Source organism: Colwellia sp. MB3u-45, assembly GCF_014077005.1.
In the GTDB taxonomy this organism is placed as follows: Bacteria; Pseudomonadota; Gammaproteobacteria; order Enterobacterales; family Alteromonadaceae; genus Cognaticolwellia.
Genome location: NZ_JACGVC010000049.1, coordinates 384,311 through 403,177, shown reverse-complemented (window position 1 = coordinate 403,177; position 18,867 = coordinate 384,311). Strand labels below are relative to the sequence as shown.

Below are 18,867 nucleotides of genomic sequence, written 5' to 3'. Positions count from 1 at the left end.
AAAATAAAATTGATATTAAAGGGTTGACTCATAAGTTTTTCAATGTAGAATGCGTTTCCAGTTGACAGGGAGTCAGCACATGAAGCGGCTGTAGCTCAGCTGGTAGAGCATCACGTTGCCAACGTGAATGTCACGAGTTCGAGTCTCGTCAGCCGCTCCAATTTCTCTTTAAGAGAATGTACAGGGAATACTACCTTAAGGGTAGTAAATGAAAATAGTTTTAATGTAAGTGGCGGGTTGGCAGAGTGGCTATGCAGCGGATTGCAAATCCGTGTACCTCGGTTCGACTCCGGGACCCGCCTCCACATTGCCCGAGTGGTGGAATTGGTAGACACAAGGGATTTAAAATCCCTCGCTTGTAAGAGTGTGCCGGTTCAAGTCCGGCCTCGGGTACCATTTCATTTGTGCAGTAAGAATTAATACATATTGGCGTATGTACGGGAAAGTTTAAAATAATGAAGCGGCTGTAGCTCAGCTGGTAGAGCATCACGTTGCCAACGTGAATGTCACGAGTTCGAGTCTCGTCAGCCGCTCCAAATTTTAAACGTGTTAAAAATCTTAGTTTGCTAGTTATAAGTTTACTGGTTATAAATTAAGACCATGAAGCGGCTGTAGCTCAGCTGGTAGAGCATCACGTTGCCAACGTGAATGTCACGAGTTCGAGTCTCGTCAGCCGCTCCAAATCTGACAGTTATTACTGTCAAAGTAGGGTCCCAATCTCTACTATAAAAAATACTCTCGATGCCCGAGTGGTGGAATTGGTAGACACAAGGGATTTAAAATCCCTCGCTTGTAAGAGTGTGCCGGTTCAAGTCCGGCCTCGGGTACCATTACTGATTATATCAGTTGGATGTATTGTAGAATACCGAAGCGGCTGTAGCTCAGCTGGTAGAGCATCACGTTGCCAACGTGAATGTCACGAGTTCGAGTCTCGTCAGCCGCTCCAAATATGACAGTTATTACTGTCAAAGTAGGGTCCCAATCTCTACTATAAAAAAAACTCTCGATGCCCGAGTGGTGGAATTGGTAGACACAAGGGATTTAAAATCCCTCGCTTGTAAGAGTGTGCCGGTTCAAGTCCGGCCTCGGGTACCATCTTTTTACTTTACGTTCTGTTGAGTAAATTAAAAAAATTCTATAGTAATTAAATTTTTTCCCAATATAATCAAATCCTTGCCAATATCTTCTATACAAATATTTTTAACTACCTCTCTGTAATAGTTGCTAACTAGACTTGATGTTTTGTATTAATATTTAGATTTTTTCAAGATTCTTATGCTTTTAACGGCTTAAACCCTTGTTTAAATTTACCACGCACAAGTTCATTACGGATAAGTTCACTAATACTTGTATCATGACTATTAGCATAAGCCTTCAATACTACCTCTTGAACACCTCCATAAAAATTTAACCGCTATTTTCATTTACGCCATTTGAATTTATGACTACCGATGACAATATTTTTAACATTATTGATACTAAAAATTTAAGTTTTTTTACCAAAATCTGACTAATAGAAATAGTACTGACAGAAATTTCCTTATTTTACTTAAGTCTAGTATCATTCAATGCTGACTGTTTATGCGTTAATTTGACGTAAGCTACTGAGCAACATAGTCTCGTCTAAACAATAATAATAACAATTAACCCCCAATTGAACCCTAGTTCTATAGCAGCCCCGTCAACTATATTGCAACAGTTCACAGAGAAATTATGTCTATCCGACCCCCAAAGCAATTAAACATTATTATCGCCATGTATCTTGGTTATGCTGCCATGATGATCTGCCGTCAAATGATTACTATTCTAAGTCCTGCCATGCTTGCCGATGATACCTTAGGCTTAACAAAAACAAATATTGGAGACTTCGCGGCTTATGGCACCCTAGGTGCACTTGTGGGTAAACTCATCTGGGGGCCTCTTGCTGATGTGATTGGTGGGCGCTTTACTTTTTTAATTGGAATTTTTCTTACCGCACTGTTTGTTATCGCCTTTGGACTTTCGCCTAATGTAATGGCTTTTACTGTCTTTTCATTCTTGCTTTACTGCACAAAGTCTTCAGGCTGGCCAGGTATGACTAAACTGGTTGGAGAATGGTATCACCCTCATCATTACGGACGGGTGTGGAGTATTATCTCTACCAGTTCTAGATTTAGTGTGGTGTTGGCGACTTTATTTTTTGGTTGGTTGTTGAGCTTTATGCATTGGCGTTCAGTAGGCTTCATCGCTGCGGCTTTTGCCTTGGTTATATTTATTGGTTGTTATTTTTTCCTGAAAGAAAAACCTGAAAACCCAAATTTTTTCAGAGAAAATGAAGGTGATAATACCGACACTAGTGCCGAAGGTATAGAGTTGGCGAAAGCATCAAAACAGGCGATTGATAACAAATATAATCACCCCCTTCAAGGCACAAGTATGCTGGCGGGTATGCTGGCATTTGTTAAAAGCCCTAGAGTCTGGTTGGTCGTGCTCATGCTAATGATGCTTACTTGTATGATGGCCTTTTTAGATTTTGTTGCGGTCTATCTTATGGAAACTTACCAATTATCGCCCTCACAGGCAGCAATGGCCTCTACTATATTTCCCGTCGGTTCTTTAGCCGGACTGTTAGCGTCGATCGCATTTTACGACCGTTTTTCCAAAAAGGGCATCCGGACAGTTTTAACTATAGCCATGACGCTGAGTTTATTGAGTGTACTGACCTTGAAATATTTATCTTGGTTTAATCTCAGTGTTGAGGTGAACTACATGGTGGCTTTGAGTGCAATTTTCTTATTCGCTTTTTCAATTTCTCCCGCTTATTACTTACCTATGTCAATATTTTCCATCGAATATGGTGGCCCCCATAGCGCAAAACTAGTGAGCTTTATTGATGCTTTTGGCTTTGCGGCCAGTGCAACATTTGCTTTTATTGGTGGAAGATTGGCTGATAGTGCGGGCGGTTGGTCTAGTTTTATGAATATGCTTATATTGATTTCAGCGGTTGGTATTATATCTGTTTGGGCATTTATGCATGCAGAATATAAAGCGGCAAAGTCAGGGGAAGTGTTAATTAAGCGCTGATCACGTCAATTGCTTAATGTTTATAAACATTTTAACGCCATCCGCCTAAGTAATATTGGCGGGTGGTTCAAAAAACAACTTCTTCTAAATAGACCCTTTTCACCGAAGATTACTGTTTATTTCCTCTATATCCAGTAATATTTTAAATATTGTAGTATGCTACAGCGTCAAAATTTCTGCCATATTAAATAATGAAGTTATAAACCAGATAACTTCTAGGCTACAGCCGTTTTCTAATTATTGTTAACGGTTTGTCGCTAAGAGGCAAAAGGATGTCGCTGTTGATAAGCGCTTTGCTTCACAATTAAGATATTAATTTACTTAGTAGCAATTAAAATTGGCTAAGTCGCAGTAAGATAATCAACGAAGATAATCAACGAGGATATACATGTATCAAATAAACCGACCCGCTAAAACAGCATTGACTATGGCGATCGCTCTGGCATTGAGCAATGGCACAGTACAAGCTCAAGAAAATAGTACAGTAGAAGACAAAAAAGTTGAGACTGAACGTCAGGTCGAAACTATCGTTGTTACTTCAACTCGAAGAGCAGAGAACCAACAAACTGTACCGCTCGCTGTACAGGCAATGAGTGGAGCAAAACTTCAAGAACTAGGCATTGATAGCTTTGAAGACTACATTGCATTGCTACCAGGTGTTAGCTCTGAAGGTCAAGGGCCCGGTAAACAAGAAACATATATCCGTGGTGTATCCGCGGGTCGTTCTGATGTCAGACTTGCTGGCATTGGCGGCGAGCCAAGTGTTGCCTTTTATCTCGATGAAGCACCAATCACCACGCCTGGTCGTAATATAGATTTATATGCAGTTGATCTACAACGCATTGAAGTTTTAAAAGGTCCTCAAGGTACATTATTTGGCGCTAGTTCACAGGCAGGTACTGTACGTCTTATTACCAATAAACCGGTATTGGACGAATTCAGGGCAGGTGGTGAGGTAGGTATGTCATCTACTAAGAGTGGTGGCATCAGTAATAAAACTGAGGGTTATCTTAATATTCCCATTGTAGACGATACATTTGCACTACGAATTGCGGCTTATAATTCTACTGATGCTGGCTTTATTGATAATGCCCTTAGCACGACTCAATTACCATTGACTAATCCAGGATTAGGTGGCGGCGTTCCTTCATCTCGACAAGTGGTAAGTAACGCTACGCTTGCAAAAGATGATTACAATGAAGCGACACATAGAGGCATGAGAGTTAGTGCATTATGGCAAATCGATAACGATTGGGATTTGTTAATACAACACACAAACCAACAGCTTGATACTGAAGGCTCTTTCGAATACGACCCGTCTATTAGTACTGAAGATGACTTGAATGCTTCGACTTTCTCTCCCACTGAAGGTGATGATAAGGTCGACCTCACACAATGGACGCTAAATGGTATGCTTGGCGGACTTGAAGTTATCTATAACGGCTCGTTCACCAACCGAACGTTCCAAGGTAATACTGATTATACGGCTTATATTGAAATAGGCCCATATGTTCCTTACTACACTTGTAGTTACCCAGGTTATGATGAATGTTTTAGTCCTGTGATGACGACTTCTGAACAATTCGAAACAGAGCGTGTTGTGCACGAAATTCGTGTGGCAACCAATGCGGAAGATCGTTTTCGAGCGATTGGTGGTGTTTTCTATGATGATCAGCAACTTAACACCTTAACCGACTTCAACTATGCAGGGTCTATTGCCGCAGGTTTCTCACCAAACTTTCCGATACCGGGCGCTTTTACTAATACAGATGGTAGTGCTCGACCTCCTGGCGTAACCTACTTCAATGATTACCAAACAGATCGTGAAGAGCTATCGGTATTTGGTGAACTTGCTTACGATGTTACTGACGATGTCACCGTAACCGTAGGTGCTCGTCACTACGAGATTGAAATGGGCTTGATGGGACATTCGTCTAATGGCCAAAGAGCATCTGGACCAGAAGCTGCTAACGGAACAAATGTCGATTCAAGACTGGCTGGTTTGACTCCTGCAACGATATCAGGAACTATTTACAAAGCCAATATACGCTGGAAAATGAATGCTGACGCGATGTTTTATGGCACGTATTCAGAAGGCTTTAGAGGCGGTGGATTCAATCGTTCAGCGGGCACAGGTGGCATTCCAGCGACCTTTGATACCGATACTGTTGTCAGTGTTGAATTTGGCTGGAAAACAGCTTGGCTTGACAATACCTTACGTTTTAACGGCGCTATATATCATGTTGACTTCAGTGATATGCAACAAGGTGTTCTAGATCTTAGTATCGCCAATAACTCATTTTTTGACAATGTTGGCTCGTCTGAAATCAATGGTCTTGAATTTGAACTTAATTGGGCGGCGACCGAAAATGTCGACCTTTTTGGCTCATTGAGCTATATCGATTCAGAATTGACCGATATTCCAAATACGCTAGTGAATATAACACCTGTAGGGTCAAACCTGCCTTACGCACCAGAAAGTGAAGGCGTTATTGGCGGACGTTACTATCAAGAAATCGGCGATTTCTCTGCTGTTTTCCAAGGCGTATTCAAATGGACAGACTCACGTTTTAATAGTCTAGTTGATGCTGATCGCGTCGAGTTACCGTCTTATACTCAGGTTAACCTGTCAGCCTCTATTGGCAAAGATGACTGGAAAGCAACGCTCTTTGTTGACAATGCTACCGACTCTCTTGGACAAGTTGCCGCAGGTTCAGCCGATAATGTTTATAGGGTTTCACCGACAAGACCTCGTACTATTGGCTTTAGAATAAGCTATGATTATTAGCATTTGACCTTATTTTAAAGTACTTTAAGATAAGTTAGGGTCGGCGTTTAATCACGCCGACCTATTTTTTTCTGGACCTTTATAGATTCTGGACCTTCATAGATAATATCAATGGTATCTTGATATTTAGCGAGAGATTATTTTGCCAAATCAATTGAAAAACCTCCAACCTGACCAAGTGATTAAACAGTGTCAACTCTTGATTAAGAAAGGCCACTTAAGCCAAGCATCTGCAAATCTTGAAGATATGCTGGTGGAAAATCCAGGACATATTGAAGGTGTTTATTGTCTTGCAGTTTGTCAGCGTAAACAACAAAAGCATAGCCAAGCCATGGCAAGTCTTGATCAAATTCTAGTAAAAATGCCTGAGCACGGCAGAGCTCATCAAGAGCAAGGTTATATTCACAAAGCAATGGCGAACACCACCCAAGCCATAGCGTCTTTTGAAAAAGCCGTTACCTTAAACCCAGCATTGTTTGGCAGTTGGCGTGTACTTGCTGCAGAGCCTGACTATCCAATGCGTGAAGAAGCTAAAAATCGGGTTGAATGGCTCTCTAGCCTGCCACCGGCATTAGTTTCTGTTTCCAGCCTAATATACCAAAAAAAATTACATCGCGCAGAATGGCTCTGTCGTCACTTCCTCAAAGACAATCCACATCAACCAGAAGCTATGCGCTTACTGGCTGAGTTAGGGACAAAGTTTCAAATTCTTGACGACGCAGAATTCTTATTAGCCAGCTGCCTTGAATTTGAACCAAACTATAAAAGGGCCCGTTTGGACTATGTTCATGTGTTGCATAAACGACAAAAATTTCAAAAGGCACTTGAGCAAGCAAAAATTCTGTTAGATTCAGACCCAAAAAATTCAAATTTTAAAATTGGTCTTGGTAATGCGCAACAGGCAACCGGAGATTTTGAAGCGGCTATTAGCACCTTTGAAAGTGTCTTGCATAACAACGCCGCCAATAATTCAATCTACCTAACCCTAGGCCATGCTTTAAAAACAATGGGCCGTGTTGACGACGCTATTACAGCGTACCGTAAAAGCTATAGCATCAAACCTGACTTTGGCGATGCGTTCTGGAGTTTGGCCAATTTAAAAACTTACCGATTTACTGCCAATGAACGTCAGCAAATGCGGGATCAGGAAGCAAGCCCGACAACCGCGATAAATGATAAAATTCATTTCTGCTTTGCTCTAGGTAAAGATTTGGAAGATAGCGAACACTTTGATGAAGCCTTCTTTTTTTACCATCGCGGCAACAAGCTGAAAAGCGAACAAGACCAATTTGATAGTAAATCTCTAGAATTATCGTTTGAATTTCAGCAAAATAATTTTGATGCCGCGTTTTTCGAACGCAATAAACTGGCCGGTTGTTCTGCCCCTGATCCGATATTTATTGTTGGACTACCACGCGCGGGTTCAACACTTTTAGAACAAATTCTTGCTTCACACTCACAGGTTGATGGCACGATGGAATTGGCCAATATCATCGGATTAGCACACCGCTTGAATGGACGACAAGCCAAGCAGGATGAGCCAAGATATCCCAGTATCCTAAAAGAGTTATCAGCTGATGAGCTGACTAAAATGGGCGAACGTTATATTGAAGACACTCAGCATCATCGCCAAGGAGCGATTTTTTTCATCGACAAGATGCCAAATAATTTTAGACATATCGCTCTTATCAATCTGATCCTCCCTAACGCTAAAATTATTGATGCCAGACGTGACGCCTTATCTTGTTGTTTTAGCGGTTATAAACAATTATTTGGCGAAGGCCAACAGTTTTCCTATGATCTTGAGGACATTGGCAATTATTATCGCAACTATGTTGAAATAATGGACCACTGGGACAAAGCATTACCAGGCAAAATTTTACGGGTACAATATGAAGATGTAGTTGCTGATTTAGACACTCAAGTTCGGCGTATATTGGACTACTGTGGTTTGCCTTTTGAACAGGCCTGTATTGATTTTCACACCAATAAACGTGCTGTTCGTACACCAAGTTCTGAGCAGGTTCGCCAACCTATTTATCAAAGTGGTCTGGAACAATGGCGCAACTATGAATCACATCTAGGGCCACTGAAAAAAGCATTAAGCAATCCTAAGTAAGCATAAGTAAGCCTCAAATATGTAAACGCTGCATGTTCTTTATTGGCATTAACGGTCAATCAAGAAGCAGCGGTGTCTGCAATTAATCAGCAGTTTTTAGTACCCGTTAACTATTATTATATCTAAAATATAAAGGAATCAATCTTGGCTAAAAAAATACTAAAAATTGGACATCGTGGTGCCATGGGACATGAGCCAGAAAACACCATAAGGTCTTTTAAAAAAGCAATAGAATTAAATGTTGATGCGATAGAGTTAGATGTATACGTATGCAAGACAGGTGAGCTTGTCGTTATCCATGACGATAAAGTAGACAGAACCACTAATGGTGTTGGCTATACCCAAGATAAAACGTTTGCAGAATTAAGACAACTAGATGCCGGTAAAGGTGAACTTATCCCAACACTCGAAGAGGTCTTAGACTTTGTTGATAAAAGAGTGATGGTAAACATAGAACTAAAGGGCAGAAACACAGCGATTGCAACGTATCAAGTGATAGATAAATATATTAAAAAACATGCTTGGTCAGCGCTTGATTTTATGGTCTCTTCATTCGACCATCATGAATTAAATAAATTTAAACAGCTAGCTCCCCAAATACCTATTGGTGCCTTACTTGACGGCATACCACTTTCTTATTCCGATTGTGCGGTTGAACTTAATGCGCAGTCGATTAATTTAAGTGTAGATTTTATTAACCAGGACTTTGTCAATCACGCCCATAACAACGGTTTAAAAGTTTATGTGTATACGGTTAATGATTATGATGATATTGCCGAAATGGAAAAACTGAATATTGATGGTATTTTTTGTAATTTTCCAGAAAGACTATAATTAAGACAATATTACATGTGATACCAGTATCGATAGCGCCTCGTTAAGAGGCAAAAAATTGTTGGCTAAAATAAGCAATGCAGGAGCAAAACCAGTTGTTTTTTTTCCTGCTTGGGTCGCTTGTTATGAGTACGTGGCAACAAAGGGATGCATCATGTATTTATTATTTTAGGTCTAAGTAAGAAGCCAATAATGCTACCAAAGAGATTCTTGTACATTGCTTCTATCTCTTCTTTACTGATACTGCCGCCAAAGATAAGCATCTCAAGTTTTTCTCCTGGTTCTTTCACAAAATACCCTGATGAACTGAATCCGTTTTTTTCATAAAAAGCTTTACGCTTGATCCTTTGTTCGAAGTTTTTTTCTTGCTTATCAAGTTTCTCAATGTTCAGTACAATTCTTTTTCCTGAGTGCATAACTTTCATTGAATCCATCACTTTACTGCCATACCCACCTGAGCGAAAAGATTCCGATATAGCTAAAAAGTGTACCAATATAATGTCTTTAAACTCAGTGGTATAAATGAGACCTATCCAAGTATCATCTGCATAAAGAACGTTAAAGCCTACCTTACCTTTTCTCAGTTTAAATTTAAGGATCCAGGTGGGAATACGTTGAGCGGTGGTAAACGCTTTCTTATACAGATCGATAACCTTCGAGTAGTTATCGTCATTTTGATTTAGTGGTCGGAGATTAATGCTCAAATGTAATACTCAACGCCTGTTAACGGGCAATAATATAATTGGCTAATATTAGTGATCGTAGTGAACAAAAAGCCAGCTGTATTTTGTTATACGTATTTTATTTATTTTCACGGTGCCCATAACTCAATGCTCGAGTAATTTCCCATTTATTATTTAGATTACGCCAAACCATAACAAAATCAGATTTTCCTTCGCATTTTTTAGTTTTAGTTTCACAAAAAATGTGAACACCTTCAGTGATTGCACCAAACTGATTAATTGGATAGGCTTTGAAGGAACCTGCTACAAGTTTACGAGTGTAGTTACCGCATGCGTTTTTTTTAGTATTTGAGATCATACTTTTCCGATCCCAAGTAACACCACCGTTATCGTGATAAAACTCTACATCAGGAGAGAAATAACTAGCATATTTTTTTAACTCTCCAGGGCTCTGACAGTTGTTAAAAAATTCAAAAAGCTCTGTATCAAGAACTTTCATTTTGTCCTCCAAAGGAGCTTCATTAGCCAATGATTGCATTGATAAAAATACAAATACAAATAAAAATATACTTAATTTTTTCATATAACCTCGATTCCTATAGCATACGTATAACGCCTAAATTACAGCCAACTGTTTTTTTCCCTGTTTAATTTCTTAGCTACTACTTAGCGCTCAAGCCTTTAAACACAGAGCTCAAAGCTATCACAAGACAACTAGCATGAATTAAAACAACCACATAAAACCCTATAGGGTCTGAATTCAGATGCAAAACATGATCATTTCTGGAATGAATTACTCCATATTTATATGCATTAATTAATTGCCATGAAAAAAAAGGAATACAAAGAAACATTAAAAAAATTTTAAGGTAAGCTTTATCTTTTTTATTAATAAGTTTCAGAGGTTTAGGTTCATTCTCAGGGTTTTTTTCTCGTTTTCTTATTTCATTTAATAATAAATCGTATCGTTCGGGATAACACTTTTTATCAATGTTATCTTTAACATCGTACAACTCTACAAGAGTATATTTCGTATAATCGGGATTCATTCAACTCTATCCGTTTAAGCACCTTGATACTAAGTGTTACTTCGACTGGCTAGTTCTTTTTTATACTTTCGTTCCGACATAAACCAAGTTAATACACCAAACAATACTCCAGCTAATGGCCAAACTATATAATGAATAATGGCGGATTTCGATGTGAAGCCATCAGCAAAAGGCTTATTCATAAAAGCCATAAAAATAAACATTGGTAAGCCCCATGATAAGACACCGGTAAATAGCACAAAATTTAATTTCCCTTTTGTTCGCGTTGATTCCCAAACTTTAAATTGATCATCTTTCATTTGATTTAACGTCCATATTTGAATGACACATAACGCCCCATTAAGCATTAATAGGCTAAAAATTGTGGTCTAAAATGAAAGCGAAGCGAACAGCCCACTGTTTTTAGTCCGGTTGAATTGCTTATGTGCACTTCTTACTTGAGTCATTGTTTAAGCTTCGTGTAAGCATGCCACCAAAAATATTTAAAATGCCTTCAAGAGTATCTGAATTTTGATTGTTTTTAACCTTGTTTCCGTGAGTGCCACTCTTGTTTTTATTCTCATGTCTTTCGATTGCATTATCACCTGCACCGACAACAAAATCACATGCAACATTCGTTGGCTTAGTTGTTGAGCAACCACCTAAAGAAACTAAACATGAGATTATGGTAATTTTTACTGAAACTTTCGAGAACATACAAACTCCATGTGCACTAACGCCTCATTGAGAGGCAAATACTATGTTGGCTAAAATAAGCGACGCAGGAGCAAACAGCCAACTGTTATTTGTCTTACTGTAATACCTTGTTATGTAGAAAGTAAACGTAAATACTTCTTTTCATTTAACTCGTTATGCTAGAAAATATTTGAGGTTATTTAGACAATTATTTTCAATGTTAATCTTTTATTATTTAACGCTTATCTCTAATAATTCTCTCATCATTTGTCTGCCAAAGTTGACAAACTTACCTCCACCACTTGAAGTTAACATAACTACTCCAACACCATATTCTGGAGAAAATAAATACTCACAGCCATAACCATCTAAATCGCCACCGTGAAACAATACTGTTTCAGAAAACAGAGGAAACTGATTACTTGCTTCAAACATTCCAAGGCCATAGCTTAATCCAGGGTATTTCTCTCCACCCTGAGTAAATTTCGTATCATATTTTATTTGAGTTGAAACGAGCGGTGAGTTCTCTCCACTTTTACTAAATAACGAGTATGCCTTCATTTGTAACACCATAAGATGAGCCATATCATCAATGCTTGAGTAAACACCGCCATGTGGCGTTAACAATCCCATATCCCATGGCTTAGTCAGAACTTGGCGATCATCTTTTCTGTAAGGAAAAGCTTGTTGAGTGTTCTTTTGGCTTTCAGATAAATTTACCAGTGTGTTTGGAAGCTCATATTTATCAGAAATATAATATTTAACTAATTGAGCATAATTTTTATTTGTCACTTTGCTCAAGACATATCCAAGTAGGGCGTAATTAAAGTTTGAATAGTCCCATTTTTCATTCACTTTAAAGCTTAATTTCATCACTTTTAATGCACTTAATAGCATTTGTTCATCATAACCACCTAAAAATGCATCACCATCAATCCTAGTGACGTTTTTGGGATAATTTGGTAAACCAGAACGATGTGTCAATAAATGTTCAATCGTTAATGATTCAAACTTTGACAGAGAGTTTTTTGGGAAAGCATCGGGTAAAAGGCCAATAACACGGTCAGTTAGCTTAAGCTCCCCCTTATCAATGAGCTCCAATGTAATAATACTGGTTAATACTTTCGACTGAGAGCCAATTTGAAATAACGTTTTGGAGTTTATTGCTTGATTAGTTTCTCTATCTCTTACACCTAGTCCAGATGTAAACACAACTTTTCCTTGTTGAATAATGCCAACAGCTATTGCCGGAATATTTTCCTTAGCCATAAAGCTTTTAACTTGTTGTTCGATTTTAAGCTTATCTACTAGAGTAGTCTGAGCGAATACTGGTGGAATAAGGAATAAAGAAAGGAAAGCTAACTTTTTTATCATGATTTATCTCGTTTTAGTAAAGTTGGCGACTATTGCCAAATCTTAATTTTCTGCATAACAGCTTATATATGTATGTATGTATGCGTTTAAGCATCACACTCGCCAAAAGTAACATTAAATTAACATTAATGTCCGGTACTTTCAAAGCATTAGAAACTAGTAATGCTAAATCACATGTATATTAGGGTGTGTTACTAAGACGCCTTAGTAACACACCTCGAAAAATCATACTGACTTCCATATAAAAGGGCATTACATCGTTTACGCTAATAGATAATTCAAAAAAAATATATGGCAAAATTTTTAACTGCAATGTCAGTAATGCAGACAAATTAGCATTAGCAGTTTTATGATGAACGACCTTTTACCTAGCTAAATTATGCTTAATTGATGCTTGTATCGACTTTTAATGGTGACAAAAATTGTTATTCTTTTATGCTGCTTTGTGTACAAAACGCCATAGAGAATTTATTTATCATCCATTAGCGCTGCGGTATCATCAAAGATGTTATTTTTACTATTGAAGCAATATTGTCTGTATAAGTTAATGAGCCTGTAACAAAATCTGTTACAGGCGCAATTAAATCAATAATTTGCTGATGAGCTTTGTTGTTTTCTTAGTATTAATACTATTGAGAAAAGCCATCATGCTTGCCATGGTATTAACATTTTTACAGGGATATTATTATCAATCATAGGCAGAATTTATAATGATCTGGTTATGACGTTTGCGCGCTACATACACTATATACATCTGTTACTTGCTCAGGTATATTCTCATTATCTTCGTTTTTAAATACACCTTTAAATATCCCTTTAAAGACATTGTTTTTTAAACATATTTTTTAGAGATTATCCAAGTGAAAGAAAAAGCTACTTCTTTTGATATCGCCTATCAAGCCGGTGTTTCTCAGTCAACAGTTTCTAGAGCACTACGCAATAGTCCTTTAGTTAATGCAGAAACTCGACAAAAAATTCAGGCTATTGCTAAAGCATTAAATTACAAAGTAGATAAAAATGCCAGCAACTTACGCTCACAGCATTGTGACACTATTGCCTTGTTATTATTTGAAGACCCCACCAATGACAATTCAGCGATTAATCCCTTTTTCCTTTCTATGTTAGGTAGCATAACGAGAGCTTGCGCACATAAAGGTTATGATTTATTAGTCTCTTTTCAACAATCGAGTAATGACTGGCACGCAGATTTTGAAGACAGTAATAAAGCAGACGGCCTGATATTATTGGGCTATGGCGATTACGTTGATTATGAAGAAAAGTTAATTAAATTGAGCGAACAAGGAACACACTTTGTGCGCTGGGGTGCAGAAGTTAAAAATTTACCTGTGGTCTCTATAGGTTGTGATAATTTTCTTGGTGGCAAAGAAATTACTGAGCACGTGATCAAGCAAGGGAGAAAACACTTTGCTTTTTTAGGCAGTGCCTCTAGTCATGCGCCTGAATTTTTCGATCGCTATAAAGGCCATTGCCAAGCACTAGAAGATAATAGCTTAGTAGTGAACACTAACATGCAGTTTAATGCCTTTTACACTGAAGAGGCAGGTTACAAGGCGGCTTGTGAATTGATAGCAAGTGGGCAAGAATTTGATGCAATTTGTGCGGCTAGCGATTTAATTGCCATTGGCGCGATGAGAGCACTTAAAGAACGTGATATCAACATACCTGAGCAAGTGGCTGTTGTTGGCTTTGATGATATTGCCATTGCTAGCTTTACCTTTCCACCTTTAACAACGGTTAAGCAAGATACTCAAATAGCCGGTGAGCTATTAGTAAACACCTTGCTTGACTCAATTAATGGTAAAGAGACTTCAACGACCTTAATAACGCCAGAATTAGTGATTAGAAAATCTTCTGGCTATTAACTACTGGATATTAACTACTAGCATAAAGCCTAATAGTTAATACCCGTAACGCTGCGCTTAAATGGTTAGTCAGCATTTTGGCTTGCTATTTTATCCTCGGTACCATCTTTGACAAAATAGACCGACAGAGCCGCTAATATCATTGAGACACCCGCCATCATTATAATGTAAACCGCTTGGTTATCAAAAACGGCGGTTAATATCCAGCCAGCAAAAATACCTGAAACAATTTGCGGCGCAGCAATGGTGAAGTTAAATATTCCCATATAAACGCCTGTTTGTTTCACGGGTAATGAGCCCGCTAAAATGGCGTATGGCATGGCTAATATTGCCGCCCAAGCAATACCAATACCTACCATAGGTAAGAATAGGTCTACTGCGCCTTGTGGCACTTCAATTTGAGTAATCCCCAAGTTGACCATGATTAACTCAGGATTTTGCATCAGCATAATACTTAAGTAACCTATACCACCGGCAAGTAACGAGACAGAGTAAGTGAGTTTACGACCAATTTTACTGGCTACTTTAGCCATAAACAATGAAGCTATCGCGGCAAAAAAAGAGTAAGCAGCGAAAATGATGCCCACCCAATCTCCAGCGCTGCCTTTTGCGTTAGCAATATGTGTAGGTATGGTACCGATAGACGCTAAATAATCTGGGTCAAACCATTTGGCCTCAATACCCCAAATATGCTGAGCGATAGCTGGCATGGTATAAACCCACATAATAAATAATGCAAACCAAGAGAAAAATTGCACCAAGGCTAATTGCTTCATGGTACTGGGCATAGTTTTCATTAGGCCAAAAAATTCAACCAATTTATCGCTAAGAGTCTGCTCAGTATCGCTTTGTTCTAATGGGGCTAAGCCATGAGTGCCCGGGGCATATTCTTTGGTTCTAAATACTGTCCACAATACTGATCCTAGCATCACTGAGGCGCCAATATAAAAGGCCCAAATAACGGAAGGGGCAACCGACCCTGCGCTGCTAGCGGTGTTTTCTAGGCCAACAACATTGGTCAGCACGAAGGGCAGTATGGAGCCAAAAACGGCACCAATATTAATTAAAAAAGATTGGATTGAATAGCCAATATTACGCTGCTCAGCGGGCACCATGTCAGATACCAAAGCGCGGAACGGCTGAAAGGCTAAATTGAACGACGCATCCATTAAGGCTAGCATCATAGCGCCAAAAAATAAGGGCGTAATAACGCTAGCTAAGGTCGCTGAATTTGGCATTAATAGCATGCCAATAGCCGCCGCAAATCCGCCCGCTAAAATGTAAGGGTTACGTCGACCTAAACGATTCCAGGTTTTGTCTGATGCGGCGCCTACTATGGGTTGAATTAACAAGCCCATAATGGGCGCGACTAACCAAAATAACGATAAAGAGTGTAGATCAGCCCCTAAGTCTGAAAGTATTCGGCTGGCATTGGCATTTTGCAAAGCAAAGCCAAACTGCACGCCTAAAAAACCAAAACTTACGTTCCATATTTGCCAAAAATTAAGGCGGGGTTTTTGATGAGCGGTAGGGGTGTTTTTATTTTTATTTTTATTTATATGTTCATTGATACTTTTATTAGTATCGGCATCAGTTGTGGTCATGTAGCGGACTCTTATAATTAATGATTTTAGCGAGTTTAATAATCTAAATATACTCATTATACCGCTGAACAGCTATCTCCTACATACGTATTCAGCGGTATAATAAAATGGTATTTTTTGTATGAACGTTACTATTTAGTTGTATTTTAGTTAATTATCTATGCTGAGTGTTAATGGTTGGTGTTGCCAATTAAATTTCACTGTTAGTGTCTTTTCTGTTTTATGCCAATAAACCTCAGACTCGGCTGTATTAGGGCCTATTGGCAATTTCTCACCTGCAAGCGTAATGTTTTTAGGCATAGTAAGCCAATGATGAATGATTAAAGAAATCTGCCTGTTTTCTGGCATGTTAGGGTAACCTTCACCGCTGCGATTAAAGGAGAATACTGTGTTTTTTTCTCCTGAGCCATGCTTGTTGAGATTATTTTGCTTGGCGCTAAAATGTAATATTTCATACTGGTTTTTTGATAATGACTGCAAGCTTTTACCATCATCTTCATACATTTCTCCTGCACTGCGCTTAACTGAATCATCGGCGTAATAATGTAGCCTTAGTTGGCTGCTATCGTAATCTTGGGTTGATTGAATATCGTCAATCATGGGAATAAACGCACCCGCGCGAACCAATACAGGCAGCGTTTCTAGGTTAGTGGCTAAAGAAATGGTCTGCTCGCCTTGATACTTTTTATCGGTGAAGTAATCAAACCAAACGCCTTTGGGTAAAGGTATTGATACTGATTTTACGCCAGCATCTACAATGGGTGTTACTAAAAAAGCATCGCCCCAAAAATAACTGGTCGCATTGTCCATTAAACTTAGGCTTCTTTCATTTTCAAACTTATCTTTAAGCTCATTTTCAGACTTATCTTTAAGCGCGCCATCAAGCTTATATACAGTCGTTTCATTAAGCTCATTAGCAAAAAATAGCGGGCGCATTAAGGGCATACCCGTGGTGCTATTTTGATAGGCTAAGGTGTAATTGTAAGGTAGTAAGTTATATCTAAGCTTGATAAATTTTCGCAAAATATCTTGGGTTTCTTTATCATGAAATACGACTTCTGGCGCTATATTATCTTGTGCATGTGGACGGTATATAGGTTGAAATACACCGTATTGTAACCAGCGAATATATAGCTCTTTATTAAAAGTTTCACCGCCAGCAAAGCCGCCTAAATCTGAATGGGTATAAGCCATGCCTAACACACCCATTTGTAGGCTAAGCTCTACTTGGGGTTTTAATCCGCCCCAAGCGCGACTGACATCACCAGTCCATGGGATCATGCCATAGCGTTGTGAACCGGCAAAACCTGAACGCATCAAAATAAATGGCCGCTCGTTGGGCGCTAAGCTGAGCTGATTTTCAAAAACCATTTTAGCCCACTGATGACCATACACATTATGAATAGCATCGCCATTGACCACGTTACCGTCGCTTAAGGTATGTAAAATGTCACTCGGGTGAACCTCTGGCTCACCTAAATCACCCCACCAACCCGTTACGCCTTGCTGATATAAGGTTTTATATATGCTATTGAACCAGGTTTTTCCTTTATCGCTAAAGACATCGACTAAGCCGGTATTGCCAAAGTAAAAGTCAAAACGCTTGGCGTTACCGTCAGTGTTTTTCGCTAAAGCCTGACTTTTTTCGGCATCAGCCCATTTGTTCGAGCTGGTCAGTACAAACGGCTCGGTAATTAGTATGGTGTTCACGCCTTGCGCTTTAATGTCACTGATCATTTTTGTTGGGGTGGGAAAGGCGCCTTTATCCCATGCTAAGTTACCCATGTGGCCTTTAATGTCTTTACCAAACCAGTATAGGTCGAGTATTAACGCGTCAAGAGGAAAGTCTAAGTCGATAAATTTATTAACCGTATCTCGTACTTCTTGTTCAGTACGATAACCAAAACGCGAGGCGTAGTTACCTAGCGCCCAGCGTGGTGGCATGGGTTGCTTACCGGTAACATCAACATAATTATTGATAAGTTCAGGGTAAGTCTTGCCAGCAAAAACCAGATAAGACATACGACCTGATACCGCTTCAAATTGCATGATTTTTTGTTCTGACTTGCCTAAATCCATCCAACCTTTTGCTGAGTTATCAAATAACAAAATGTATTTATTACTCGAGAATACGGCAGGTAAACTGAAATTCATTTGGTTTGATTGGGTTTCATAACCGTAATGTGCGCGATTATATAACGGCATACGATGACCACGCCTGTCCATACCTAATACCCGTTCACCACCACCCAAGAGCTTTTCGTTTGCACTTAACTTAAAACGAAAGCCTTGCACATTATACGCTTGATTATCTTCTGTCGCCGTAGTTAGAAAAAATCCAGCTTCTTCTGAAACTAACAATTTGTCGCCTTGATAATAGCTAATGCTAAAAGGCGATTTATTAATGACCGCGTTAATTTTTCCAGCAGACAGTATCAGTTGCTGGGGATTTTCGCTGACCACAAAACTTTGCTTTAGGGCCTGTTCTTTAATGGCATATGAAGGTAAAAATGCGGCATTATTGCGTTTATTTTTATATTGATAATGTGCTTCAATCGCATAGTCGCTATAGGCACTTAAGGTCAAGGGTCCTAGTGTTGTGGTGATCACTAAGCTTTGATCTTTTAGTTGATGGTTTAGGTAGCTATTTTTTTCGCTGGCCATGGTTTGGACCGCGAATAAGAGTACAAATAGACAAGTACTTTTTATCAGTAAAAGTGAACGCAAGATAAAGCCCTTTATTGAATTTTTTATCTAATAACCAAGATAATAACCTGACTCAAGCTAACACAGCA

Annotated in this window: 13 protein-coding genes and 8 tRNA genes; 13 read left to right on the top strand and 8 right to left on the bottom strand. The window is 38.9% G+C overall.

Going from position 1 to position 18,867, the window contains the following annotated elements; all coding sequences use genetic code 11:
- Window positions 1–84 precede the first annotated feature (84 nt).
- The 12 genes from H4J41_RS12745 (at window position 85) to H4J41_RS12690 (ending at window position 8,804) form a co-directional block, all read left to right on the top strand.
- A tRNA-Gly gene (locus H4J41_RS12745) sits at window positions 85–160 on the top strand.
- A gap of 71 nt (window positions 161–231) precedes the next feature.
- Window positions 232–305 (top strand) — tRNA-Cys (locus H4J41_RS12740).
- A 4-nt stretch (window positions 306–309) separates the two neighbouring features.
- Window positions 310–396: transfer RNA gene (locus H4J41_RS12735), tRNA-Leu, on the top strand.
- Window positions 397–460: 64 nt separating this feature from the next.
- Window positions 461–536: transfer RNA gene (locus H4J41_RS12730), tRNA-Gly, on the top strand.
- Window positions 537–605: 69 nt separating this feature from the next.
- Window positions 606–681, top strand: a tRNA-Gly gene (locus H4J41_RS12725).
- 62 nt (window positions 682–743) lie between these two features.
- Window positions 744–830: transfer RNA gene (locus tag H4J41_RS12720), tRNA-Leu, on the top strand.
- Between the two features lie 40 nt (window positions 831–870).
- A tRNA-Gly gene (locus H4J41_RS12715) sits at window positions 871–946 on the top strand.
- A gap of 62 nt (window positions 947–1,008) precedes the next feature.
- Window positions 1,009–1,095: transfer RNA gene (locus H4J41_RS12710), tRNA-Leu, on the top strand.
- Between the two features lie 618 nt (window positions 1,096–1,713).
- A complete protein-coding gene (locus tag H4J41_RS12705) occupies window positions 1,714–3,063 on the top strand; it encodes an MFS transporter (RefSeq protein WP_182137738.1) in 1,350 nt (449 codons plus the stop codon).
- Window positions 3,064–3,451: 388 nt separating this feature from the next.
- The gene (locus H4J41_RS12700; RefSeq protein WP_182137739.1) at window positions 3,452–5,851 is read left to right on the top strand and encodes a TonB-dependent receptor; all 2,400 of its coding nucleotides are present in this window, start codon (window positions 3,452–3,454) and stop codon (window positions 5,849–5,851) included.
- A 142-nt stretch (window positions 5,852–5,993) separates the two neighbouring features.
- A complete protein-coding gene (locus H4J41_RS12695; RefSeq protein ID WP_182137740.1) occupies window positions 5,994–7,970 on the top strand; it encodes a tetratricopeptide repeat-containing sulfotransferase family protein in 1,977 nt (658 codons plus the stop codon).
- 144 nt (window positions 7,971–8,114) lie between these two features.
- Window positions 8,115–8,804, top strand: a complete 690-nt coding sequence (locus tag H4J41_RS12690; protein WP_220461010.1) for a glycerophosphodiester phosphodiesterase family protein — start codon at window positions 8,115–8,117, stop codon at window positions 8,802–8,804.
- A 152-nt stretch (window positions 8,805–8,956) separates the two neighbouring features.
- Here H4J41_RS12690 and H4J41_RS12685 read toward each other — a convergent pair whose 3' ends face one another.
- From H4J41_RS12685 to H4J41_RS12660, 6 genes are all read right to left on the bottom strand, one after another.
- On the bottom strand, window positions 8,957–9,508 hold the full coding sequence (locus H4J41_RS12685) for a GNAT family N-acetyltransferase (RefSeq protein WP_182137741.1): 552 nt from the start codon (window positions 9,506–9,508) through the stop codon (window positions 8,957–8,959).
- A gap of 97 nt (window positions 9,509–9,605) precedes the next feature.
- On the bottom strand, window positions 9,606–10,070 hold the full coding sequence (locus H4J41_RS12680) for a DUF4440 domain-containing protein (protein WP_182137742.1): 465 nt from the start codon (window positions 10,068–10,070) through the stop codon (window positions 9,606–9,608).
- Window positions 10,071–10,149: 79 nt separating this feature from the next.
- On the bottom strand, window positions 10,150–10,536 hold the full coding sequence (locus tag H4J41_RS12675; protein WP_182137743.1) for a hypothetical protein: 387 nt from the start codon (window positions 10,534–10,536) through the stop codon (window positions 10,150–10,152).
- 29 nt (window positions 10,537–10,565) lie between these two features.
- Window positions 10,566–10,835: a hypothetical protein gene (locus H4J41_RS12670; RefSeq protein ID WP_259364557.1), complete on the bottom strand. Its 270-nt coding sequence runs from the start codon at window positions 10,833–10,835 to the stop codon at window positions 10,566–10,568.
- 121 nt (window positions 10,836–10,956) lie between these two features.
- Window positions 10,957–11,232 carry a hypothetical protein gene (locus tag H4J41_RS12665; RefSeq protein WP_182137745.1) on the bottom strand — a complete coding sequence of 92 codons (276 nt, stop codon included), beginning with the start codon at window positions 11,230–11,232 and terminating at the stop codon, window positions 10,957–10,959.
- 210 nt (window positions 11,233–11,442) lie between these two features.
- Window positions 11,443–12,585 carry a serine hydrolase gene (locus tag H4J41_RS12660; RefSeq protein WP_182137746.1) on the bottom strand — a complete coding sequence of 381 codons (1,143 nt, stop codon included), beginning with the start codon at window positions 12,583–12,585 and terminating at the stop codon, window positions 11,443–11,445.
- A gap of 860 nt (window positions 12,586–13,445) precedes the next feature.
- Here H4J41_RS12660 and H4J41_RS12655 point away from each other — a divergent pair.
- Window positions 13,446–14,468: a LacI family DNA-binding transcriptional regulator gene (locus tag H4J41_RS12655; RefSeq protein WP_182137747.1), complete on the top strand. Its 1,023-nt coding sequence runs from the start codon at window positions 13,446–13,448 to the stop codon at window positions 14,466–14,468.
- Between the two features lie 65 nt (window positions 14,469–14,533).
- Here the strand turns inward: H4J41_RS12655 and H4J41_RS12650 are convergent, their stop codons facing one another.
- Window positions 14,534–16,072, bottom strand: coding sequence for an MFS transporter (locus H4J41_RS12650; protein WP_182137748.1), 1,539 nt, complete (start codon window positions 16,070–16,072; stop codon window positions 14,534–14,536).
- A gap of 150 nt (window positions 16,073–16,222) precedes the next feature.
- The gene (locus H4J41_RS12645; protein ID WP_182137749.1) at window positions 16,223–18,736 is read right to left on the bottom strand and encodes a TIM-barrel domain-containing protein; all 2,514 of its coding nucleotides are present in this window, start codon (window positions 18,734–18,736) and stop codon (window positions 16,223–16,225) included.
- Window positions 18,737–18,867 lie beyond the last annotated feature (131 nt).